The 20,236-nt window shown below is 67.4% G+C and carries 22 protein-coding genes; 5 read left to right on the top strand and 17 right to left on the bottom strand.

What is annotated here, in order from left to right:
• Nucleotides 1–20: 20 nt before the first annotated feature.
• The 3 genes from BM272_RS08510 to BM272_RS08500 form a co-directional block, all read right to left on the bottom strand.
• Nucleotides 21–1,499, bottom strand: coding sequence for a Do family serine endopeptidase (locus BM272_RS08510; RefSeq protein WP_093428359.1), 1,479 nt, complete (start codon nucleotides 1,497–1,499; stop codon nucleotides 21–23).
• 145 nt (nucleotides 1,500–1,644) lie between these two features.
• A complete protein-coding gene (pyrE, locus tag BM272_RS08505) occupies nucleotides 1,645–2,286 on the bottom strand; it encodes an orotate phosphoribosyltransferase (protein WP_093428358.1) in 642 nt (213 codons plus the stop codon).
• Between the two features lie 43 nt (nucleotides 2,287–2,329).
• Nucleotides 2,330–3,241: a sigma-70 family RNA polymerase sigma factor gene (locus BM272_RS08500; RefSeq protein WP_159433049.1), complete on the bottom strand. Its 912-nt coding sequence runs from the start codon at nucleotides 3,239–3,241 to the stop codon at nucleotides 2,330–2,332.
• A 208-nt stretch (nucleotides 3,242–3,449) separates the two neighbouring features.
• Here BM272_RS08500 and BM272_RS08495 point away from each other — a divergent pair, with 208 nt between their 5' ends.
• Nucleotides 3,450–4,814: an AmpG family muropeptide MFS transporter gene (locus BM272_RS08495; protein ID WP_093428356.1), complete on the top strand. Its 1,365-nt coding sequence runs from the start codon at nucleotides 3,450–3,452 to the stop codon at nucleotides 4,812–4,814.
• A gap of 5 nt (nucleotides 4,815–4,819) precedes the next feature.
• Nucleotides 4,820–5,524, top strand: a complete 705-nt coding sequence (locus BM272_RS08490) for a sulfite exporter TauE/SafE family protein (RefSeq protein ID WP_093428420.1) — start codon at nucleotides 4,820–4,822, stop codon at nucleotides 5,522–5,524.
• Nucleotides 5,525–5,529: 5 nt separating this feature from the next.
• Here BM272_RS08490 and BM272_RS08485 read toward each other — a convergent pair whose 3' ends face one another.
• The 7 genes from BM272_RS08485 to BM272_RS08455 all read right to left on the bottom strand — a co-directional run bounded on the left by BM272_RS08485 (nucleotide 5,530) and on the right by BM272_RS08455 (nucleotide 10,443).
• Nucleotides 5,530–5,973 (bottom strand): DUF4426 domain-containing protein, encoded by a 444-nt coding sequence (locus BM272_RS08485; protein WP_093428355.1) that lies wholly within the window; start codon nucleotides 5,971–5,973, stop codon nucleotides 5,530–5,532.
• Nucleotides 5,974–6,057: 84 nt separating this feature from the next.
• A complete protein-coding gene (metW, locus tag BM272_RS08480; protein WP_093428354.1) occupies nucleotides 6,058–6,675 on the bottom strand; it encodes a methionine biosynthesis protein MetW in 618 nt (205 codons plus the stop codon).
• Entirely contained in the window at nucleotides 6,672–7,826 is a 1,155-nt protein-coding gene (gene metX, locus BM272_RS08475) for a homoserine O-succinyltransferase MetX (RefSeq protein ID WP_093428353.1), read from the bottom strand. Before metX ends, metW begins: the two co-directional genes overlap by 4 nt.
• Nucleotides 7,827–7,991: 165 nt before the next feature.
• The gene (locus tag BM272_RS08470; protein ID WP_093428352.1) at nucleotides 7,992–8,297 is read right to left on the bottom strand and encodes a DUF167 family protein; all 306 of its coding nucleotides are present in this window, start codon (nucleotides 8,295–8,297) and stop codon (nucleotides 7,992–7,994) included.
• Between the two features lie 3 nt (nucleotides 8,298–8,300).
• Complete coding sequence (locus BM272_RS08465; RefSeq protein ID WP_159433048.1) at nucleotides 8,301–8,891, bottom strand: YggT family protein; 591 nt, start codon at nucleotides 8,889–8,891, stop codon at nucleotides 8,301–8,303.
• A 4-nt stretch (nucleotides 8,892–8,895) separates the two neighbouring features.
• Nucleotides 8,896–9,723 carry a pyrroline-5-carboxylate reductase gene (gene proC, locus BM272_RS08460; protein WP_093428350.1) on the bottom strand — a complete coding sequence of 276 codons (828 nt, stop codon included), beginning with the start codon at nucleotides 9,721–9,723 and terminating at the stop codon, nucleotides 8,896–8,898.
• 36 nt (nucleotides 9,724–9,759) lie between these two features.
• Nucleotides 9,760–10,443 (bottom strand): YggS family pyridoxal phosphate-dependent enzyme, encoded by a 684-nt coding sequence (locus tag BM272_RS08455; protein WP_093428349.1) that lies wholly within the window; start codon nucleotides 10,441–10,443, stop codon nucleotides 9,760–9,762.
• Between the two features lie 122 nt (nucleotides 10,444–10,565).
• Here BM272_RS08455 and BM272_RS08450 point away from each other — a divergent pair, with 122 nt between their 5' ends.
• A complete protein-coding gene (locus BM272_RS08450) occupies nucleotides 10,566–11,603 on the top strand; it encodes a type IV pilus twitching motility protein PilT (RefSeq protein ID WP_093428348.1) in 1,038 nt (345 codons plus the stop codon).
• Nucleotides 11,600–12,721: a PilT/PilU family type 4a pilus ATPase gene (locus tag BM272_RS08445; RefSeq protein WP_240308073.1), complete on the top strand. Its 1,122-nt coding sequence runs from the start codon at nucleotides 11,600–11,602 to the stop codon at nucleotides 12,719–12,721. Before BM272_RS08450 ends, BM272_RS08445 begins: the two co-directional genes overlap by 4 nt.
• A 4-nt stretch (nucleotides 12,722–12,725) precedes the next feature.
• Here BM272_RS08445 and BM272_RS08440 read toward each other — a convergent pair whose 3' ends face one another.
• The 6 genes from BM272_RS08440 to BM272_RS08415 are packed head-to-tail and all read right to left on the bottom strand — an operon-like array spanning nucleotide 12,726 to nucleotide 17,090.
• Nucleotides 12,726–13,328 (bottom strand): hypothetical protein, encoded by a 603-nt coding sequence (locus BM272_RS08440; RefSeq protein ID WP_093428347.1) that lies wholly within the window; start codon nucleotides 13,326–13,328, stop codon nucleotides 12,726–12,728.
• Nucleotide 13,329: 1 nt separating this feature from the next.
• On the bottom strand, nucleotides 13,330–14,613 hold the full coding sequence (locus BM272_RS08435) for a dihydroorotase (protein ID WP_093428346.1): 1,284 nt from the start codon (nucleotides 14,611–14,613) through the stop codon (nucleotides 13,330–13,332).
• Nucleotides 14,610–15,593 (bottom strand): aspartate carbamoyltransferase catalytic subunit, encoded by a 984-nt coding sequence (locus BM272_RS08430; RefSeq protein WP_093428345.1) that lies wholly within the window; start codon nucleotides 15,591–15,593, stop codon nucleotides 14,610–14,612. Before BM272_RS08430 ends, BM272_RS08435 begins: the two co-directional genes overlap by 4 nt.
• Nucleotides 15,590–16,102, bottom strand: coding sequence for a bifunctional pyr operon transcriptional regulator/uracil phosphoribosyltransferase PyrR (gene pyrR / locus BM272_RS08425; protein ID WP_093428344.1), 513 nt, complete (start codon nucleotides 16,100–16,102; stop codon nucleotides 15,590–15,592). Before pyrR ends, BM272_RS08430 begins: the two co-directional genes overlap by 4 nt.
• Nucleotides 16,099–16,533, bottom strand: a complete 435-nt coding sequence (gene ruvX / locus BM272_RS08420) for a Holliday junction resolvase RuvX (protein WP_093428343.1) — start codon at nucleotides 16,531–16,533, stop codon at nucleotides 16,099–16,101. The genes pyrR and ruvX overlap by 4 nt, the downstream gene beginning before the upstream one ends.
• Nucleotides 16,530–17,090, bottom strand: coding sequence for a YqgE/AlgH family protein (locus BM272_RS08415; protein WP_093428342.1), 561 nt, complete (start codon nucleotides 17,088–17,090; stop codon nucleotides 16,530–16,532). The genes ruvX and BM272_RS08415 overlap by 4 nt, the downstream gene beginning before the upstream one ends.
• 226 nt (nucleotides 17,091–17,316) lie before the next feature.
• Here BM272_RS08415 and BM272_RS13580 point away from each other — a divergent pair, with 226 nt between their 5' ends.
• The gene (locus BM272_RS13580) at nucleotides 17,317–19,311 is read left to right on the top strand and encodes an ATP-binding protein (protein WP_143613214.1); all 1,995 of its coding nucleotides are present in this window, start codon (nucleotides 17,317–17,319) and stop codon (nucleotides 19,309–19,311) included.
• A 152-nt stretch (nucleotides 19,312–19,463) separates the two neighbouring features.
• Here the strand turns inward: BM272_RS13580 and BM272_RS08410 are convergent, their stop codons facing one another.
• A complete protein-coding gene (locus tag BM272_RS08410) occupies nucleotides 19,464–20,231 on the bottom strand; it encodes an RES family NAD+ phosphorylase (RefSeq protein ID WP_240308072.1) in 768 nt (255 codons plus the stop codon).
• Nucleotides 20,232–20,236: the final 5 nt, after the last annotated feature.

Below are 20,236 nucleotides of genomic sequence, written 5' to 3'. Positions count from 1 at the left end.
GTGGGCGGCTCTGGCGGGGTTCAGGGCTTGAGAAGGGGCAGGTAGAGGGTCTGGCGGCCCCGCTGGACCAGGACCGGGATTCGGCTCCCCGATTCCACCTCAGCGAGGAGTTCGGCCGCCATTCCGGGGCCGCGGACCGTCTCATTACCCAGCTTGAGCAGCACGTCCCCGGGGCGCAGGCCCGATTCTTGTGCAGGCCCCTCCTGCATGCCCTTGATGAGGGCACCGCCCTCCTCGGGCAGGGGGCGCTGCTGGCGGAGCTGCTCCGGTACCGGGGCGAGGAGCATGCCCAGGGCGCTGGTCGGCTCCGCGCCGGAGGAGGAGGGCTGGCTCCGGGCCTCCCGGAGCGAACCCAGGGTCACGGTCTTCTCCAGCTCCTCGCCGATGCGCAGGATGGTCAGCTCGGCCTCGCTACCGGGGTCCAGGGCGCCGATGAGGGGCGGGATGTCGCCGGCCTCGGCGACGGATTCCCCGTTCACCGCGAGGATGATGTCCCCGGAATCCAGGCCGGCCTCATCCGCCGGCGAGTCGGGGCGGACGCGGTTGATGAGCCCGCCACGGGCACTCTCCAGCCCCATGGAGTCCGCCAGCTCGCGGTTGATGTCCTGGACCCCCACGCCGAGATAGCCATGGGAGACATCGCCGTTCTCCTGGATCTCCTGGATGACCTCCCGGGCCACGTCGCTGGGGATGGCGAAGGAGAGCCCCATGAAGCCGCCGGAGCGGGAGTAGATCTGGGCATTCACCCCCACGACTTCGCCGTCGAGGTTGAACAGCGGCCCGCCGGAGCTGCCGGGATTGATGGCCACGTCGGTCTGGAGGAAGGGGACGTAGCCCCCCGCCTTGCCGGGGATACTGCGCCCTTCGGCGCTGATGATCCCCGAGGTGACGCTGTGCTCGAAGCCGAAGGGCGAGCCCATGGCCAGCACGTGCTGACCCACCTGCACGGGATCCGAGTCCCACTCCACCGTGGGCAGCCCCTCGGCATCCACCTTGAGCAGGGCCAGGTCGGTGGCCATGTCCTGGCCGACGACGGTTGCCTCCAGCTGACGCTGATCGGCGAGCTGGACCATCACCTCGCTGGCGTCCTTGATGACGTGGGCGTTGGTGACGATGTGGCCGTCGGCGGAGACGATGAAGCCGGAGCCCAGGGAGCGGACCTTGCGCTCCGGTCCGCCGCCCGGTCCACCTCCGGGGCCACCAAAGAAGCGCTCGAAGAACTCCTCGAAGGGCGTGCCCTTGAACCGCTCCGGGATCTGCGGGCCGCCCGCCCCGGCCTGGCGGGTGGTGCTGATGTTCACCACCGCCTCGCGGTGCTCTTCCACGATGCCGGTGAAGTCGGGCAGGGCGCGGGGCTGCTGCGCGGCGGTTTCGGTATCGGGGGTGTTGTCTCCACTGGTCTCGGTGGAGGAGCCCGAGTCGGCACAGGCCGTGGTGGCCAGGCCGGCGAGGCCGAGTAACAGGCCGCGCCAGGCGCTGGCGGTGCGAAGGGTCGGCATGGTGGCGATGTCCTCCCTGGGCGGGATGGCAAGATGCGATCGCCGGATCGACCGGGATCGACGCCTTTCGTCAGCCCGAGGAGACACGAGTTCCCGGGCCGGCCGCCATCTGGGAGCGACCGGCCGGGGATTCAAGGGGAGTGGGTCAGGCGCCGTAGCGCTCCCGGTAGTCCGCCACGGCCTGGTGCCAGGGGGCTACCTCCGGGCGGGCGGCGACGAACTCCAGCAGCTCGTCCAGCCCGGCGATGGGGATGATCTTCAGGTCCAGCTCGTCGGCCAGCTCGTCCACGGCCGCGCGCTCTCCCTGACCGCGCTCGCGGCGGTCCAGGGCGATGGCGACGCCGGCCGGACGGGCGCCGACCGCGCGCAGGATCTCCACCGACTCGCGCACCGAGGTCCCGGCGGAGACGACATCATCGATGATGACCGTCTCGCCCACCGGACGGGCCCCCACCAGCTGACCACCCTCGCCGTGGTCCTTGGCCTCCTTGCGGTTGAAGGCCCAGGGCAGGTCGAGGTCGTGGTGGTCGGCCAGGGCGACGGCGGTGGTGGAGACCAGCGGGATCCCCTTGTAGGCGGGGCCGAAGAGGCTGTCCACCCGGATCCCCGACTCCACGATGGCGCGGGCGTAGAAACGCCCCAGGGCCGCCAGGTGGCTGCCGCGGTCGAACAGGCCGCTGTTGAAGAAGTAGGGGCTCACTCGCCCCGACTTCAGGGTGAACTCCCCGAAGCGCAGGACGCCGCACTCCAGGGCCAGGTCGAAGAATTCGCGCTGATAGTCTTCCATGGGCGAATTCTACCGTCCCCGGGCTCGCCGGTCATCCGGGCCCTCAGCTGGCGATGGCCGCCCGGGTGGGCTCGGGAGCGGCGCTGCCCAGCATGCCGTGGAGCCGCTTCAGCGCCCGGATCTGGAGCTGGCGGACGCGCTCCCGGGTGAGGCCGACCTCGCGGCCCACCTCTTCCAGGGTGGCCGACTCGCCGGTATCCAGGCCGAAGCGCAGGCGCAGCACCTGCCGCTCGCGGGCGTCGAGCTGGTCCAGCCAGTGGTCCAGGTCGGCGGCCCGGCCGTAGTCCCCCAGCAGCTCCGCCGGGTCGTTGCCCTCGTCGGCCACGGTGTCCTTGAGCGGGGCCCCATCGCCGTCGCTGTCGCCGTAGGCGGCATCCAGGGAGACGGCGTCGGCGCTCTGCCCCATGAGGTCGCGCACCCGCTGGGGGTCGGCGTTCAGCTCCCGGGCCACGTCGTCCGGGGTCACCTCGGTACTCTGCCGCTGGGCCAGCTTGCGCACCGTGGACTGGTAGCGCGCCAGCTCCTTGGCGACGTGGACGGGGAACCGGACCGAGCGGCCCTGATTCATGATGGCCCGCTCCACCGCCTGCCGGACCCACCAGGTGGCGTAGGTGGAGAAGCGGAAGCCGCGCTCGGGGTCGAACTTCTCCACCGCCCGGATGAGGCCCAGATTGCCCTCCTCGATGAGGTCGAGCAGCGGCACGCCCCGATGGGCATAGCGGTTGGCGATCTTCACCACCAGCCGGAGGTTGGCCTGGATCATCTGCTGGCGGGCCGCCTCGTCGCCCGCCTGCACCCGCCGGCCGAGCTCGCGCTCGCTATCGGCGTCCAGCAGGGCGTGCCGGCCGATATCACGCATGTACAAGCTCTGGGTGTCGAGCTCGGTCTCCTCCGCGACGAATTCCTCGCCGGTGTCCTCCACGGTCGCCTCATCTTCCTGAATTTCGGTGAGCATGGGTCTCTCCCCAGTTGCTGTTCGGGATGTAGTGGAGTCGTCTTGCCTGTCCAACGTTCTACACAGTGTACAAGAATTACGGCCGTTGTGAACCCATAAACTTATACAATAATTGTGTAACAAAGGAGACAACTCCTCCGCATCGGACTCGCGGTGGTCGACGACCGGCCGGGCGGCTACCATGGCGGCGCGTTACCGCGGAGTCCCCATGCCCCTTCGTCCTGCCGACTGGCTTGCCACCCTCGCCATCTATCGCCACCCGCCGGTGGTGGCCATGCTCTTCCTGGGCTTCTCCGCCGGGCTGCCCTTCCTGCTGGTCTTCTCCACCCTCTCGGCGTGGCTTACCGAGGCCGGGGTCTCGCGCACCGCCATCGGCTTCTTCAGCTGGGTGGGGATCACCTACTCCATCAAGGTCATCTGGGCGCCCTTCATCGATCGGATCCGGATGCCGGTGCTGCACCGGCTCCTGGGCCACCGGCGGGGGTGGCTGCTGGTGGCCCAGCTCTGTGTCGCCGGTGGGCTGGCGGGGATGGCCGCCACCGACCCCGCGGCGCAGTTGGGGTGGGTAGCGGTCTTTGCGCTGGTGGTGGCCTTCGGCGCCGCCACCCAGGATGTGGTCATCGATGCCTTCCGCATCGAGTCGGCGGAGACCCGGCTCCAGGGCGGGATGGCAGCGGCCTACATCCTCGGTTACCGGGTGGCCCTGCTGGTGGCGGGGGCGGGGGCGCTCTACTTCGCCGCCGCCGGCGGCTGGCCCTTCGCCTACCGGATGATGGCCGCCTTCATGCTGGTGGGGATCGTGACCACCCTGGTGGTGCGCGAGCCGAAGGTCTCCGGCGGGCGCCGGGCGGTGACCCCGGAGCGGCGGGTGCGGCGCTTCCTCACCCGGACGGCGGGGCGGTCCCGCCCGATCCGCGTGGCCGGGGCGTGGTTCATGAGCGCGGTGGTGGCGCCCTTCGACGAGTTCTTCGGCCGCTTCGGCTGGCACGCCCTGACGGTGCTGGCCTTCATCGGCCTCTTCCGCATGAGCGACATCACCATGGGGGTGATGGCCAACCCCTTCTACCTGGATCTCGGCTTCACCAAGACCGAGATCGCCAACATCACCCAGATCTTCGGCTTCGCCATGACCATCCTGGGCTCGGCGCTGGGCGGGGTGGTGGTGGTCCGGCTGGGGCCCATGCGCCCGCTCTTCGTCGGTGCCATCCTGGTGGCGGCCACCAACCTGCTCTTCGCCACCATGGCCTGGGTGGGGCCGGATATCCGCTGGCTGACGGTGGTGATCAGTGCCGACAACCTCTCCGGCGGCTTCGCCGTGGCCTGCTTCATCGCCTACCTGTCGGGGCTGACCAGTAGCGCCTACACCGCTACCCAGTACGCCCTGTTCAGCTCCCTGATGACCCTGCCGGCGAAGTTCCTGGGCGGTTTCTCCGGCTGGGTGGTGGACGGCTGGGGCTACTTCGTCTTCTTCGTCTGGGCCGCGGTGGCCGGGGTGCCCGCCATCCTGCTGGCCCTCCATCTCATGCGCAGCCGCTGGTTCCAGCCGGCGGCGCCGGGCAAGGAACAGGAGTGATCACCATGGCGCAGGAGGCCAGTTACCTCGCCGCCTTCCTCGTGGGTCTCATGGGGGGCGTGCACTGCGTGGGCATGTGCGGCGGCATCGTCGGGGCGCTGACCCTGGGGCTGCCGGAGTCGATCCGCAACCGCGTGGGGGCGATGATGCCCTACCTCATCGCCTACAACGTCGGCCGGATCACCAGCTACGCCGTCGCCGGGGCGCTCATGGGCGGGGTGGGCCTCATCGCCGCCAACGCCGCCGCCCTGCGCGAGGCCCAGCTGGTGCTGCAGGTGGTGGCGGGGCTCTTCATGGTCGCCCTGGGGCTCTACCTGGGCGGCTGGTGGCAGGGGCTGGCCCAGCTGGAGCGCGCTGGCGGCGTGCTCTGGCGGCGCATCGAACCCCTGGGCCGGCGGCTCATGCCGGTGAAGACGCCGTGGCAGGCGCTGGGGCTGGGACTCATCTGGGGCTGGCTGCCCTGCGGGCTGGTCTACTCGGTCCTGGTCTGGGCCATCGCCGCCGGCGGCATGGTGGAGGGGGCGCTGCTCATGGCGAGCTTCGGTCTGGGGACGCTGCCCATGCTGCTGGGGATGGGGGTCTTCGCGGCGACCCTGGCAACCCAGGTCCGCCGGCCGCTGTGGCGGAACCTGGCCGGCGGGCTGGTGGTGCTGTTCGGGATCTGGACCGTGGGGGTCGCCGTGATGGCGCCCCCGGCGGGTACGGGCTGAGCCGGTCAGTCCACGAAGAACTGCTGGCGGAAGGAGACCGCGTGGGTCTCGCCGCTGCCATCCGGGCGGACCTCTAGCTCGAAGTCCAGGGTCTCCTCGTCACGGATGCGGAAGGTGTCCAGGTAGTAGACGGCCTTGCCCTCCTGGACCTCCCGCAGGCTCAGGTCGCGGGTCTGGCCGGCCAGGTTGCTGGCCGTCCCGGTCACCCGGGCCGTGTGCGGCTCGCCGGTGGTCCCCATGATGGGCCGCATGACTGTCACCGTGATCAGGCCGCGGGTGGGGCTGCGGGTGATGCCGTAGTTGTCCGCCACGCTGGGATGGAGATCCTCGGTGGCGATGGCGTTGTAGTGGATCACCCAGTCCCCCGCCTCGGTGCTGCGCTCGGCAGCGGCCGGGAGGGCGAAGCTGGTGGCGATGGCCAGGGCGGCGATGCGGACGAGGTGGAACATGGCTCCTCCTTCCCCTTGGGGTCTGGTGTTCCCTCACTCCGACTATAGCAGGCCGGAGCGGGTTTCGAGGCCGGCCCTTGCCGGTCAGCGCCGGCGGAAGCGGTAGAGGGCGATCTCGCCCAGGGTGTTGGGCCAGGTACGCATGAAGGGGTTGCTGCGATGGGCGGAGTTCACCGCCGTCATCTCCAGGATCTCGATCCCCATGTCCTCGCACAGCGCCTCGAAGTCGGCGAGGGTGCAGAGGTGGATGTTGGGGGTGTTGTACCACTCCCCGGGCGCTGCGGCGGCGGAGGAGACCGGCATGCGGCCGGTGAGCGCCAGCCGCAGGCGGTAGCGCCAGTAGCCCATGTTGGGGAAGGTGACAATGCCCTCCTGGCCCACGCGCATCATCTCCTCCAGCAGACGGTCGGGATAACGTACCGCCTGCAGGGTCTGGGAGAGGATGACGTAGTCGAAGGAGCCGGCGTCGAAGTCGTTGAGGCCGGCGTCCAGGTCGGACTGGATTACCGAGAGTCCCTGCCGGATACAGGCGATGACGTTGGCGTCGTCGATCTCGATGCCGTAGCCGCCGGCGCCCTTGCTGGAGCGCAGGTGGTCGAGCAGGGTGCCGTCACCGCAGCCCAGGTCCAGGACCCGGGCCCCCTCGCGGATCCAGCGGCTGATGATGGCGAGATCGGGGCGGCGGTCGATGGCGCTGGTCATGCCCCTTCCTCCAGTTCGGCCGCCACCTCGTCCATATAGGCGCGGAAGACGGCCATGTACTGCGCGATGGGCATGAGGAAGGCGTCATGCCCCTGGTGGGCCTGGACCTCGGCGTAGGCCACCGACTTGTTGCCGTCCAGCAGCGCCTTGACGATCTCCCGGGAGCGCTCCGGGGAGAAGCGCCAGTCACTGGTGAAGGAGACCACCAGGGAGCGGGCGGTTACCGGGGCCAGGGCGGCGGTCAGGTCGTCGTCGTGCTCGGCGGCCGGGTCGAAGTAGTCCAGCGCCCGGGTCATGAGCAGGTAGGTGTTGGCGTCGAAGCGGTCGACGAAGGACTGGCCCTGGTAGCGCAGGTAGGACTCCACCTGGAAGTCCACGTCGTAGCCGAAGTTGATCTGGTCGGTGCGCAGCTCCCGGCCGAACTTGGCGCGCATGGCCTCGTCGGAGAGGTAGGTGATGTGGCCGAGCATGCGCGCCAGCATCAGGCCGCGCCGCGGGAGCGTCCCCTTCTGCAGGTAGTAGCCGTCGTGGAATTCGGGGTCCGACATGATGGCCTGCCGGGCCACCTCGTTGAAGGCGATGTTCTGGGCCGACAGCCGCGGCGCGCCGGCGATGATCACCGCATGGCGAAGCCGGTCGGGGTAGTCGATGGCCCACTGCATCACCTGCATCCCGCCCAGGCTGCCGCCCACCACGGCGGCCCACTGCTCGATCCCCAGTTCATCGGCCAGGCGGGCGTGGCTGTGGACCCAGTCGCGCACGGTGACGATGGGGAAGTCCGGCCCCCAGTAGCGGCCGGTCTCCGGGTTGATGGTGTTCGGCCCGGAGGAGCCCTTGCAGCTGCCCAGGTTGTTCACGCTGACGATGAAGAACCGGTTGGTATCCAGCGGTTTGCCGGGGCCGATACAGGCCTCCCACCAGCCGGGCTTGCGGTCCTCCATGGAGTTGTAGCCGGCGGCGTGGTGGTCGCCCGACAGGGCATGGCAGACCAGGATGGCGTTGGAGCGGTCGGCATTGGGGGTGCCGTAGGTCTCGTAGACCAGCTCGTACTCGGGCAGAACCCGCCCGCAGTCGAGTTCCAGCGGCTGGTCGAAATGCAGACTCTGGGGCTGTACCAGGCCGACGGAATCGGCCGGTAGGCTCTCCGGCATGGGACCGCTGCCTCGCGGAATGAACAGCGTTTCAGTCTAAACAGCGGCCCGGATCGACGCAACGGATCCCCGACGTCCTCCCGCGCCATCCGGAACGACGGTGTTGGCCCATCCCCGTCATTCCCGCGCAGGCGGGAATCTCGCAAACGGAGCCACCAAGGCGCATCAGCCCCGGTCGGAAGACAGCCCCAGCAGCTCGGCCAGCTCGGCATCCGGCCGGGCGCCGGCGATGCGCACGCGCTTGTCCCGGCCGGACTCGCCGCTGATCAGGGTGACATCCCGCCGGTGGACGCCAAAGCGCTTCGCCAGGAAGCGGCCCAGGTGGTCGTTGGCCTTGCCCTCCACCGGCGGGGCGGTGATCCGCACCCGGATGGCGTCGCCGTGGGGGCCGACGATGGCGTCGTTCTTCGCCCGGGGCTGGACCCGGAGGGTGAGCACCAGGTCGTCACCGTCGCGCTCGACGGCGGCCACCGGTCAGCCCCGCATGAGGACCAGGCCCAGGTCCCGCACCGGCGCCACCATCAGGATGTTGAACAGCTGCAGGACGATGATGACCACCAGGGGCGAGAGGTCCAGCCCCCCCATGTCCGGCAGGATGGCCCGGGCCGGGCGCAGCAAGGGGGCAGTGAGCTCGTCCAGCAGGGCAAAGACCGGGTTGTAGCCCATGCCGCCGCCGGCGGCGATCCAGCTCAGTACCGCCGCGACGATGATGGCGATGGTCCAGACCTGGATGGCGAGGGCCAGGAGCTGGCCGATGGCCAGGACCACCAGCCCCTCGGCGGTCCAGGTGCCGCCGCCCGTGAGGCTCAGCAGCCCGAGTTCCAGGGCCTGGATGACCAGCATGGCCACCAGCGCCGCCAGGCTGACTCGCCCTACCTCCGGTAGCAGGGTACGCAGGGGGCGCAGGACCGGATCGGTGGCGCGGATGAGGAAGTGGGTCACCGGGTTGCGGGGATCGGCGCGCACCGCCTGGAGGACGGTGCGCAGGAAGAGCGCCATCAGGTAGAGCCCGAACAGGGTCTGGATCAGGAAGGCGGCGGCGTTGTTGGTGTAGGGCTCGGCCATGGCGTCAGTTTTCCCCCAGCAGGTCGGCCAGCTCGCCGGCGCGCTCGCGGGCGGCGGCGGTGGCATCATTCACGAGATCGCGCATGCCCCCGGCCTCCAGGACCTCCAGGGCGCGTTCGGTGGTGCCGCCCGGCGAGGTCACCCGCTCGCGCAGCGTCCCCGGTTCGTCCGGGCTCTCCAGGGCCATCTTGGCGGCGCCGAAGGCGGTCTGCACCGCCAGCAGCCGCGCCTGTTCCCGCTCCAGCCCAAGCTTCTCGCCGGCGCCCTCCAGCGCCTCCATGAAGGCGAAGAAGTAGGCCGGGCCACTACCGGAGATGGCGGTGATGGCGTCCAGCTTCGCCTCCTCGTCCACCCAGAGGGTCAGCCCCACCGCGCGCAGGATGGCCTCCGCTGCCTCGCGCTGCTGCTCGGTGGTATTGGCGTTGCCGAACAGTCCCGTGGCGCCGCTCTGCACCAGGGCCGGGGTGTTGGGCATGGCCCGGACCAGCGGCGTGCCCTCGCCCAGCCAGCGCTCGATGTCGGCCGCCCGCACCCCGGCGGCCACGGAGAGGAAGAGCCGGTTGCCGGGGCCGGCCAGCTCGGCCAGGCCGGTGGCCACCTCGTGGAGGAGCTGGGGCTTCACCGCCAGGACCACGACATCCGCGGTGCTGGCCACGGCGGCGTTGTCGTGGCGGGTGGCGATGCCGAACTCGGCGGTGAGCGCGCGGCAGTGCCCCTCGTCGGGATCGGCCACCATGATGTTCTCGGCGGCGACGCCGTCGGCGATGAGGCCGCCGATGAGGCTGCGCGCCATGTTGCCGCCGCCGATGAAGCCGATGGTCAGGTCCTGCATGCCGTCTCCTCCTGGTTGCGGTTCGGGTCGCCCCGGCTAGGGCCGGGGGCCGAAGATATCGGTCCCCACGCGGACGTGGGTGGCGCCCTCGGCGATGGCGGCCTCCAGGTCGCCGGACATCCCCATGGAGAGGGTGTCCAGCGCCAGTCCGCGAGCGTTCAGCTCGTCCCGCAGGCCGCGCAGGGCCGCAAAGGGCCGGCGCTGCGCCTCCGGGTCGGTCGCCCGCGCCGGGAGGGCCATGAGGCCGCGCAGCGTCAGGCCGGGCAGTTCGGCCACCGCGGCCGCCAGCTCCGGCACCTCGGCCGGGTCGGCGCCGGACTTGCTCGCCTCGCCGGAGATGTTCACCTGCAGACAGACCGGCAGCGGCCCGCGCTCCGCCGGCCGTTGCTCCGACAGCCGCCGGGCGATCTTCAGCCGGTCCACACTGTGGACCCAGTCGAAGTGCTCGGCCACCAGCCGGGTCTTGTTCGATTGCAGCGGGCCGATGAAGTGCCAGACGGCGGTGGCGTCGGCCACCTCGGCCTGCTTGGCCACCCCCTCGTCGGCGTAGCTCTCGCCGAGGTCGTGGCAGCCGGCGGCCAGCGCCTGGCGCACCGCGCTGGCCGGGTGGTACTTGCTCACCGCCAGCAGGGTGATGGTGGCCGGGTCGCGGTCGGCGGCCCGGGCCGCGGTCTCCACCCGGCGGCGCACCCTGGCCACGTCCGCGGCTACATCGCCCATCGTTGCCTCCCTCCGCCGGCCCGGTGTAGCGTAATGATACTAGTCGCCCGGAACCCGTGGCGACCATCGGCGCCAGGACGGCGCGCGCGGCCATGCCGCGACCATCAGGGAGGACCACGGCCATGGAACTGGAAGAACTCCTGGCGCTCGCCGTTCGCCAGGGCGCCTCCGATCTCCACCTCTCCGCCGGGATGCCGCCGCTGTTGCGTATCAACGGCGAGCTGCGCCGGGTGAACACCCCCGAGCTGGACGACCGCACGGTCCAGGCGCTGATCCAGGGCATCATGTCCGAGCGCCAGCGCCGCACCTACGAGGAGGAGCAGGAGCTGGACTTCGCCGTGGAGCTGGCCGGCCTGGGCCGGTTCCGCGTCAACGCCTTCCACCAGAACCGCGGCGCCGGCGCCGCCTTCCGCCACATCCCCGGCGAGATCCTGGACCTGGAACGGCTGGGGGCGCCCGGCGTCCTGCGCGAGCTGGCCACCCTGCGCACCGGCCTGGTCCTGGTTACCGGCCCCACCGGCTCCGGCAAGTCCACCACCCTGGCCGCCATGGTCGACCACAAGAACCGCAACGAGGCCGGCCACATCCTCACTATCGAGGATCCCATCGAGTTCGTCCACGATTCCCGCCGCGGGCTGGTCAATCAGCGCGAGATCCATCGCGATACGGTCGATTTCAGCGCCGCCCTGCGCTCGGCCCTGCGCGAGGACCCGGACACCATCCTGGTGGGGGAGCTGCGGGACCTGGAGACCATCCGCCTGGCGCTCACCGCCGCCGAGACCGGCCATCTGGTCTTCGGTACCCTCCACACCAGCTCCGCGGCCAAGACGGTGGATCGCATCATCGACGTCTTCCCGGCGGCGGAGAAGGACATGATCCGCTCCATGCTGGCGGAGTCCCTGCGCGGGGTGGTCGCCCAGGTCCTGCTCAAGTCCACCAGTGGTAGCCGGGTGGCGGCCCACGAGATCCTGGTGGGGACCTCGGCGGTGCGCAATCTCATCCGGGAGGACAAGATCGCCCAGATCTACTCGGTGATGCAGACCGGCCAGGCCGCCGGCATGACCACCCTGGACCAGTCCCTCCAGGGGCTGGTCGCCCAGGGCTCGGTGAATCTCGAGGAGGCGCGGCGCTTCGCCTTCTACCGGGAGGCGGTGCAGTGAAGCCGCTGGGCGACCTGGACCCCATCCTCAAGCTCATGGTGCGGCGGCAGGCGTCGGACCTTTTCGTCACTGCCGGCCTGCCCCCCAGCCTGCGGATCCAGGGGACCATCCACGCCCTCTCCCGGGAGGCGCTCTCCCCCGAGGGGACGCGCGAGACGGTGCGCGCCACCATGACCGAGGCCCAGCAGCGGGAGTTCGACATCGAGGGGGAGGCCAACTTCGCGCTCAGCCGCAGCGGCATCGGCCGCTTCCGCGTCAGCGCCTTTCGCCAGCGCGGGCAGGCGGGGATGGTGGTCCGGCGCATCGAATCGAAGGTGCCGACGCTGGAGGAGCTGGGCCTGCCGCCGGTGGTGGCCGACTGGTGCGGCCGGCGGCGGGGGCTGGTCCTGGTGGTGGGCGGGGCCGGCTCCGGCAAGTCCACCACGCTGGCGGCCATGGTGGAACACCGCAACCAGAACGGCCGGGGCCACATCCTCACGGTGGAGGATCCCATCGAGTACATGCACCGCCACGGGGCCAGCGTGGTAACCCAGCGGGAGGTGGGGCTGGATACCGACGACTACCCCACCGCGCTGCGCAACGCCCTGCGCCAGTCGCCGGACGTGGTGGTCATCGGCGAGATCCGCTCCCCGGAGGTCATGGACTACGCCCTGGGCTTCGCCGAGACCGGCCACCTCTGCCTGGCGACCCTCCACGCCACCACCGCCGATCAGGCCCTGGAGCGCATCCTCAACTTCTTCCCGGAGAAGCGCCACCGTCAGGTGCGCATGGACCTGGCCATGCACCTCCACGCCGTCCTCGCCCAGCAACTGGTCCCCACCCGGGACGAACAGGGTCGGGTGCCGGCCACCGAGGCGCTGGTGCGTAGCCCGCGCGTGGAGGACCTCATTCGCCGCGGCCACTTCGACGAGCTCAAGGAGGTCATGGCGCGCCTCAACCAGGAGGGGATGCACACCTTCGACCAGTCCCTGCTGGAGCTCCAGCGGGCGGAGACCATCACGGCAAAGATGGCCCTGGCCCACGCCGACTCGCCCCACGATCTGCGGCTGTCCATGCGGCTGGAGGGGGGCGACGAGAGCCTGGGCGAGGGGCTGGAGGTGGACGGCGAGCCGGAGTAGCTGGCTATCCCGGCTGGGGCACACCGGTAATCGGGCCTTCCACTACCGCCTCCACGGCCGCGATGGTCGCCGGCCGCCCCAGCACCACCACCGGTCGTGGCCGGCCGGCGACGGCGGTGGCGACCAGCTCCGCCAGCGTCCCCTCCCAGGCCGCCGGGTGGTCCGGCAGGGCCAGGCGGCTGGCGATCCCGCGATCCTCGAGCAGCGGCGCGGCGGCGATGAGGTGCGCCGGCAGCTCCGGGGTGAGAAAGCGCGACGGCCGGGGCGTGAAGGGGGCCTCGTCCAGGCCCAGGAGCGCCAGCCCCGGCGGTACCTCGCCGCTGGCGGCGAACAACAGCGGCGCCAGGCCGGCGGCATCGGCCACGGCCAGCCAGCTGGGTTCGGGGGCCAGCGCCTCGCCGGCCACTGCCACGGCGGTGATGGCCGACGGGACCGGGCCGGGGACGAGCACCCGCACCTCGCCGTTGCCGGCGGCCATCACGGGCAGACCGGTGCCGTCTTCCGTGGTGAGGTACTGCCCCGGCCGGGGCGCGGCCTCGGTGGTCAGCCGGATCTCGGTGAAGCCGCCGGGGTGATCGGTGCGCCCCGCCTCGGTGGCGGCGTGCATCCTAGTCCTCGGCGCGGTGGACGGTGCGGCCGTCCACCAGGGTCCGCTCCACCCGGCCGGGCAGGAACCAGTGGCCGTAGGGGGAGTTCTGGCCGCGGCTGGCGAAGGTGGACGGGTCCACCTCCCACTCCGCCTCGGGGTCGAAGAGGCAGAGGTCCGCCGCCGTGCCGGGGGTCAGGGTACCGCCGGGCAGGCCCAGGGCGCGGGCCGGGTCGCAGGTGATCCGGGCCAGGGCGGTGGGCAGGTCCAGCAGGCGGTCGCGGACCAGGCGCAGGGTCAGCCCCAGCAGGGTCTCCAGCCCGGAGATCCCGGCGGCGCTCTCGCCGAAGGGGGCGAGCTTGGCGTCGGCGTCGTGGGGCTGGTGGTCGGAGCAGATGGCCTGGACGGTGCCGTCGGCCACCGCCCGGCGCAGCAGATCGCGGTCGCGCTGGGTCCGCAGGGGCGGGCGGACGTGGTAGAGGGTGTTGAAGTCGCCGATCTCCATCTCCGTGAGATGGAGCTGGTTGATGGAGACGTTGGCGGTCACCGGCAGGCCGTCGGCCCGGGCGCGGCGGATGAGCTCCACGCCGGTGCCGCTGGAGACCTTGCAGTAGTGGGCGCGCACCCCGGTCTGCTCCACCAGCGCCAGGGTGCGGGCGATCTCTACCGTCTCCGCGGAGACGGGGATCCCCGGCAGCCCCAGCCGGCTGGCCACCTCGCCGTCGTGGGCGCAGCCCTTCTCGGCCAGCCACGGGTCCTCGGCGTGGATGAGGACGGTGAGGTCGCAGGTGGCCGCGTACTCCATGGCGCGGCGCAGGACCTGGGTGTTGGTGATCGGGTAGCGGTTGTTGGAGAAGGCGACGCAGCCGGCGCGGTGGAGATTCACCAGCTCGCTCAGGTGCTCGCCGGCCAGCCCGGCGGTGAGCGCCCCCACCGGCAGCACGCGGGCTGCACCCACGTCCTCGGCCCGCTCGATGAGCAGGCTGGCCACCGCCGGGGTGTCGATGGGCGGGTCGGTGTCCGGCGGCGCGCAGAGGGTGGTGATCCCGCCCCGGATGGCGGCGCGGGTCTCGCTGGCGATGTCGCCCTTGTATTCCTGGCCGGGCTCGCGCAGCCGCGCCTGGAGGTCCACCAGACCGGGGGCGACCAACAGGCCGGCGGCGTCGATGGTCTCGTCGGCGGCAAAGCCTTCCGGCGTCTCGTCGCCCACGGCCAGGATCCGCCCCTCGGCGAGGAAGACGTCGGTGGTGGTGTCCAGTTCGTTGGCCGGGTCGATGACCCGGCCGCCGCGGATATGGGTCCTCATGCGCGCGCCTCCCCGTCCTTGCCCGGATGCTGGCCCATGACCAGGGACATGGCGGCCATGCGCACGGCGATGCCGTGGGTGACCTGCTCCAGGATCACCGAGCGCTCGCCGTCGGCCACCTCGGAGTCGATCTCCACGCCGCGGTTGATGGGGCCGGGGTGGAGGACGATGGCGTCATCGGCGGCGCGCTCCAGCCGCTCGGCGGTAATGCCGTAGAGATGGAAGTACTCCCGCTCGCTGGGCAGCAGGGCGGCGCCCATGCGCTCGTTCTGCAGCCGCAGGACCAGGACCACGTCCACCCCGTCCAGGCCCTCGTCCAGGTCGTGGTAGATGTGCACCCCCAGCCCGCGCAGGCTCTCCGGGATCAGCGTCTTGGGGCCGATCACCCGCACCTCCGGCACGCCCAGGGTGGTCAGGGCGTGGATCTGGGAGCGCGCCACCCGGGAGTGGCCCACGTCGCCCACGATGGCCACCCGCAGGTTGTGGAACTCGCCCTTGTGGCGGCGGATGGTGAACATGTCCAGCATCGCCTGGGTGGGGTGGGCGTGGCGGCCGTCCCCCGCATTCACCACGGCGATGGAGTCGCCGACGTTGCGGGCGATGAAGTTCGCCGCCCCCGACTCCGCATGGCGCACCACGAACATGTCGCACTGCATCGCCTCCAGGTTGTGGAGCATGTCCAGCAGGCTCTCGCCCTTGCTGGTGGAGGAGGCGGAGATGTTCATGTTCAGGCTGTCGGCGGAGAGCCGCTTGGCCGCCAGCTCGAAGGTGGTGCGCGTGCGGGTGGAGGGCTCGAAGAAGAGATTGACGATGGTCTTGCCGCGCAAAAGCGGCACCTTCTTCACGTTCTGGGACGCCGCGCTGGCGAGGGACTCGGCGGTGTCCAGGATCTCGGTGAGCGTGGTCCGCGGCAGCCCCTCCACCGAGAGGAAGTGGCGCAGGCGGCCCTGGTCGTCCAGCTGAATATTGTTGCGTTTCATGCCAGGTCGTGGAGGGTGAGGGTGAGGGGGTCGGGGCCGTCGAGCTTCACCTGCCGCTGTGCGGGCAGGTCCCAGCGGGCGCCGGCGACCTCGGCGGCGATGGGCAGCTCCCGGCCGGGCCGGTCCACCAGGACCGCCAGGGCCACCGAGGCGGGCCGGCCGTAGTCGAAGATCTCGTTGAGCGCCGCGCGCACGGTGCGCCCGGTCTGCAGGACGTCGTCCACCAGCAGGATGGGGCGGTCCTCCACCGTCACCGGGAGGTGGGAGGGCTTTACCTGCGGGTGGACGCCGATGCGCGAGAAGTCGTCGCGGTAGAAGGAGATGTCCAGCGTGCCCAGCGGCTCATCCAGCCCCAGCCGGTGGTGGAGCTCCTCCGCCACCCAGGCGCCGCCGGTGTGGATCCCCACCAGCAGCGGCCGGTGGCCGTCGTGGGCGTCCAGCCACTGTTTAGCGCCCTCGGTGAGCGCATCCAGTAGCGGCCCGGTATCCACCTGCTCGTCGGCGGTCATGCGTCCCTCGTTTCGGTCTCGTTGCGGCGCACCCAGTCCTCGAGGATGAGGCGGGCGGCCACCTGGTCGATGCGTTCCGGGGCCGGGTCCCCCTCGCCGCGCTCGCGCAGTTCCGCGCGCGCCTCCCGGGAGGTCAGCCGCTCGTCCACCGTCGCCACCGGCAGGCCGAAGCGGCCGTGGAGCCGGCGGCCGAAGCGTCGGGCCGCCTCGGTCACGTCCTGGGTCTCGCCCTCCAGGGTGAGCGGGTCACCCACCACCAGTAGCTCCGGCTCGTGCTCGGCCAGCAGATCGGCCACCGCCTGCCAGTCCGGGATGCCCTCGCGGGCGGGGAGGGTGGTCACCTCCCGGCCGGCGGGAAGGTCCTCGTGGCCGGCGGCCACGCCGATGCGCCTGAGGCCGAAGTCGAAGGCCAGCAGCCGGCGGCCGCTCACGCGTGGCCCGCGTCCTTGGAGAGCAGGGTCAGGTCCACGCCCAGGGTGGTGGCCGCGGCCTGCCAGCGCTGCTCCGCCGGCGTGCGGAAGAGGACCTCCCGGCTGGCGGGGACGCTGAGCCAGGTGTTCTGGCCCAGCTCCTGCTCCAGCTGGCCGGCATCCCAGCCGGCGTAGCCCAGGGCCAGCAGACTCTCCTCCGGCCCCTCGCCCTTGGCCATGGCCTCCAGGATGTCCCGGGAGGTGGTCACGCCGATGTCGTCGGAGACCGGCAGGGTCGCCTCCCAGTCGCCCAGCGGCGCGTGGAGGACGAAGCCGCGCTCGGTATCCACCGGCCCGCCGGAGTAGACCGGCTGCGCCCCGATCTCGGGCGTGGCGGCCCGGAGATCCATCTGGGCCAGGATCTCCTCCAGGGTCACGTCCGCGGGCCGGTTGATGACGATGCCGAAGGCCCCCTCGGCGTTGTGCTGGGCCACATAGGCCACCGCCTGCGCGAAGTTGGGATCCGAGAGCGCCGGCATGGCGATGAGGAACTGGTCGGTGAGGTCGGTACCGTGCATGCGCACAGTATCGGGGACGGGACGGGGTGAGGCAACCTTATCCGTTTACTTCCCTAGATTGCTTACGACTGGGCTAAAGGTTACGTTCTAATGTGGGAATGTACACATAAATATGAAGCTAAAAACTTCTCTCATGACTAGTCGTTACCGAGGCAGAAGAGTTTAGTAAATGTGTATTTTTTAGTCGGACGATTGGTTTTTGAGTAAGCAACAAGGAGTTGTTGGTATGAGCAGAAAGACGACGCCGGGGTTTCATCCCAAGTTTGATACAAGTAACTTTGGGCGTGAAGAAAAAGAGATTTTGAGCAATGTTTCCAAGTCGTGGTTTCTTACAAGACCAGGTCGGGATGTTTCTTTCTCTGGAGCGCAGTATCGGTATTTCTTGATGAAGCCGACCCCAGACTTCATGGAGATGTTTAACATAGAACGGGAAATTATAACGGTCTTTAGTCCGTATGATAACTTTCAGCCTCGCACATTAGATGTATTCGGCTGGGCTGAATCTGAGTTGACTGACTTCAGAGCAGAGTCGATCTGTCGGATTTTAATCAGTAAAGACCCTGACATCGAAGAAAGAGTCGACTCCATGCTGAACTCAGATCCGGAGCAGCCAATAATCATCCCTTTTACTTATAACGAGCTAAAGGGGTCAAATGATGGCTATTTGTTTATGAATAAATTTAGAAAATATTTTTATTCACGAAATTTGTTCGATTTCAAGTCCCCCCTCAAAAGCGATCTTTACTTTTTCGGCAGAAGTCATTTAATCCACGAGATCGTCAGTAGGCACAAGGATGGCGAACATACCGGGTTATTCGGCCTGCGCAAAAGTGGTAAAACGTCCATTATATATGCAATAGAAAGAACGCTTGGCGCCAATGGCGGGAACTATATCTCGATAGATTGTGAGAGTCCATCAATTCACTTGTTAAGATGGAATGAATTGCTTGAAAAGGTGGTTAAGCTATATCGGGATTCGATTAATTCTAAGGTGAAGATTGATACTGATGGGAGGTATGAAGAAAAGTACGCTGCGGACAGTTTTGAGGAAGATATTCTCAAGCTTTACAGATCCAAGAAAAAGCAATCTACATTATTCTTGTTCGATGAGATAGAAAGAATAACACCCGGAACTGCTTCATCAGAGCATTGGGATATAGGCAATGATTTTGTCTATTTTTGGCAAACGCTGAGAGGGTTCTATCAGCGAAATCCGAATGTTTTTACGTATATGTTAGTTGGTACAAACCCAAGCTGCGTTGAAAACTCAATGATAGTTGGTCATGAGAATCCAATATACTCATCTATACCTGCTCAGTATGTTCCTACCTTCGATCTCGAAACGGTCAGGAAAATGGTTGGGAAGCTAGGGAGTTATATGGGGTTGTATTTCGATGATATAGTTTATTCCAAGCTTACAGAAGATTTTGGTGGGCATCCTTTTCTCATACGGCAGGCATGCAGTTTAATGCATGAAGACCAGAAGGGCGAACGGCCTCAGAGAGTTGATAAAGCTCTGTATCAAAAAATAAAGACGCGATTCACGGAGAATTCAGCAAACTATTTGGATATGATAATGGAAGTCTTGCAGCAATGGTACCCAGATGAATATGAGATGCTGAAGTATTTGTCGCAAGGCGCGAATAATGAGTTCGAGGAGCTCGCGAAAGGAAATCCTGAACTGACACAGCACCTAATCGGTTATGGGTTGATTCAGAGCAGCCAAAACGGATATGTAGTAAATATAGAGGTTGTGCGAGAGTATTTGGCAGAAAAATATAAGTATAAGCGCATTAATTTGAGTGATGAGGAGATGGTTGCGGAGGTTTCTCAAAGGAGAAATAGGATCGAGAAGTCTCTGCGGAAAATATTCAAGACTGCATTGAAATTAAATCATGGGAAAGCTAGAGCAAGAGATAAAATGCTGCAGGCTATTCCACAGGATCGAAGAGAAAAGCTCCAAGGTTTCGAGTTAGACGATCTGTTGGCTTCTAATGAATCACCATTGTATTTCTCGGATTTAGTTAACTTGGTGAAAAAAGAATGGCCGGAGTTTGAGAATATTTTTGGCATAGAAAAAGGGAAGGCGGTCCATATGCTTCAGGATGTTAATGACATTGGGAGGCCAGATGCACATGCTAAGACCCTCAACAAGGTAGATTTTGATCAGTTGCGCATTCATTTTGAACGATTGGAGGCTGTTATTTCGGAGTGGGATTAGCTTTATGCGGCTTGTGAGTGTTGTGGTAAAAATAGATATTCAAGAATTAGGAGGGCCTAAAAACATTCTTGGTAGTCTTCTAAGAAAGGGCCGATGAGAGGTAAGGGATTAAATCTTAAGTGATAGTTACCACTGAGGTGTTATTGTACCGTTCAATTCTTCGCGGTTGAACCGATCATCAGTCTTCTCCGCCGGTAATCCAGTACCTCCCCATCCTCGGCCAGGGCGCGCCGCGCATTCGCCTCTTCGCTCCCCAGGTAGAGGTGCCAGGTCTGGGCGGAGTGGTGGTGGGGCGGGTCGAAGATAGCAGGGTCCAGGATGGAGACGTTGCGCCCCTCCGAATGTCCTTCGGCATCCCGAATCGGATCCCGGACGGACTCGTACCGGATGGCGCCGATGCCGGCGGCGTTGGCCCGCTCCCCCAGGGTCTGGGTAGTGCTGTAGTCAGAGGGTGCGACCCAATACTCCCGCTGCTCCACGAGTGGGGGGAGGGTGAGGTCGATTCCCTGTGAGGTGCGGTAATCCACCGCGAAGACCGTCAGCGTTGCTTCCCCGCCGGGGAATTCGGTGCCCGGCGAGGCCTCCAGGAAGCGGTAGCGGTGGTAGGCGAGTTCCGCCAGGGCGGTGCGGCGGTGTTCGGCGCCGTAGAAGACCCCGTAGGGGGCGAAGGGTCGGCGGAAGCGGCTGCCTCCTTTTTTCGGCGGTTGATAGCGGAATGGCGTCTTGAGCAGGTAGTCCAGGTGCTCGGTGCCGGCCTGGTAGGCGGGCTTGCTTCCCTCGAGGAGCTCTTCCAGACGTTCCTGATCTTCCCGGGAGGTAACGAGTTGCCGCGTGACGGCGTAGGTCTGGCTCTCCACCGCGCGCCAGATCCGGCCGGCGAGCGGGACGGACAGGCCGGGAAGTTCCTCGCTGGTCGGCACCTCCA

Source organism: Thiohalospira halophila DSM 15071, from assembly GCF_900112605.1.
Taxonomy (GTDB): Bacteria; Pseudomonadota; Gammaproteobacteria; order Thiohalospirales; family Thiohalospiraceae; genus Thiohalospira; species Thiohalospira halophila.
This window is presented reverse-complemented; position numbering and strand designations above follow the sequence as displayed.

Excerpts from the sequence above, each read along its gene's own strand:
- BM272_RS08510 (WP_093428359.1), bottom strand. The coding sequence starts at position 1,499 with ATGCCGACCCTTCGCACCGCCAGCGCCTGGCGCGGCCTGTTACTCGGC.
- pyrE (WP_093428358.1), bottom strand. The coding sequence starts at position 2,286 with ATGGAAGACTATCAGCGCGAATTCTTCGACCTGGCCCTGGAGTGCGGC.
- BM272_RS08500 (WP_159433049.1), bottom strand. The coding sequence starts at position 3,241 with ATGCTCACCGAAATTCAGGAAGATGAGGCGACCGTGGAGGACACCGGC.
- BM272_RS08495 (WP_093428356.1), top strand. The coding sequence starts at position 3,450 with ATGCCCCTTCGTCCTGCCGACTGGCTTGCCACCCTCGCCATCTATCGC.
- BM272_RS08490 (WP_093428420.1), top strand. The coding sequence starts at position 4,820 with ATGGCGCAGGAGGCCAGTTACCTCGCCGCCTTCCTCGTGGGTCTCATG.
- BM272_RS08485 (WP_093428355.1), bottom strand. The coding sequence starts at position 5,973 with ATGTTCCACCTCGTCCGCATCGCCGCCCTGGCCATCGCCACCAGCTTC.
- metW (WP_093428354.1), bottom strand. The coding sequence starts at position 6,675 with ATGACCAGCGCCATCGACCGCCGCCCCGATCTCGCCATCATCAGCCGC.
- metX (WP_093428353.1), bottom strand. The coding sequence starts at position 7,826 with ATGCCGGAGAGCCTACCGGCCGATTCCGTCGGCCTGGTACAGCCCCAG.
- BM272_RS08465 (WP_159433048.1), bottom strand. The coding sequence starts at position 8,891 with ATGGCCGAGCCCTACACCAACAACGCCGCCGCCTTCCTGATCCAGACC.
- proC (WP_093428350.1), bottom strand. The coding sequence starts at position 9,723 with ATGCAGGACCTGACCATCGGCTTCATCGGCGGCGGCAACATGGCGCGC.
- BM272_RS08455 (WP_093428349.1), bottom strand. The coding sequence starts at position 10,443 with ATGGGCGATGTAGCCGCGGACGTGGCCAGGGTGCGCCGCCGGGTGGAG.
- BM272_RS08450 (WP_093428348.1), top strand. The coding sequence starts at position 10,566 with ATGGAACTGGAAGAACTCCTGGCGCTCGCCGTTCGCCAGGGCGCCTCC.
- BM272_RS08440 (WP_093428347.1), bottom strand. The coding sequence starts at position 13,328 with ATGCACGCCGCCACCGAGGCGGGGCGCACCGATCACCCCGGCGGCTTC.
- BM272_RS08435 (WP_093428346.1), bottom strand. The coding sequence starts at position 14,613 with ATGAGGACCCATATCCGCGGCGGCCGGGTCATCGACCCGGCCAACGAA.
- BM272_RS08430 (WP_093428345.1), bottom strand. The coding sequence starts at position 15,593 with ATGAAACGCAACAATATTCAGCTGGACGACCAGGGCCGCCTGCGCCAC.
- pyrR (WP_093428344.1), bottom strand. The coding sequence starts at position 16,102 with ATGACCGCCGACGAGCAGGTGGATACCGGGCCGCTACTGGATGCGCTC.
- BM272_RS08415 (WP_093428342.1), bottom strand. The coding sequence starts at position 17,090 with ATGCACGGTACCGACCTCACCGACCAGTTCCTCATCGCCATGCCGGCG.
- BM272_RS13580 (WP_143613214.1), top strand. The coding sequence starts at position 17,317 with ATGAGCAGAAAGACGACGCCGGGGTTTCATCCCAAGTTTGATACAAGT.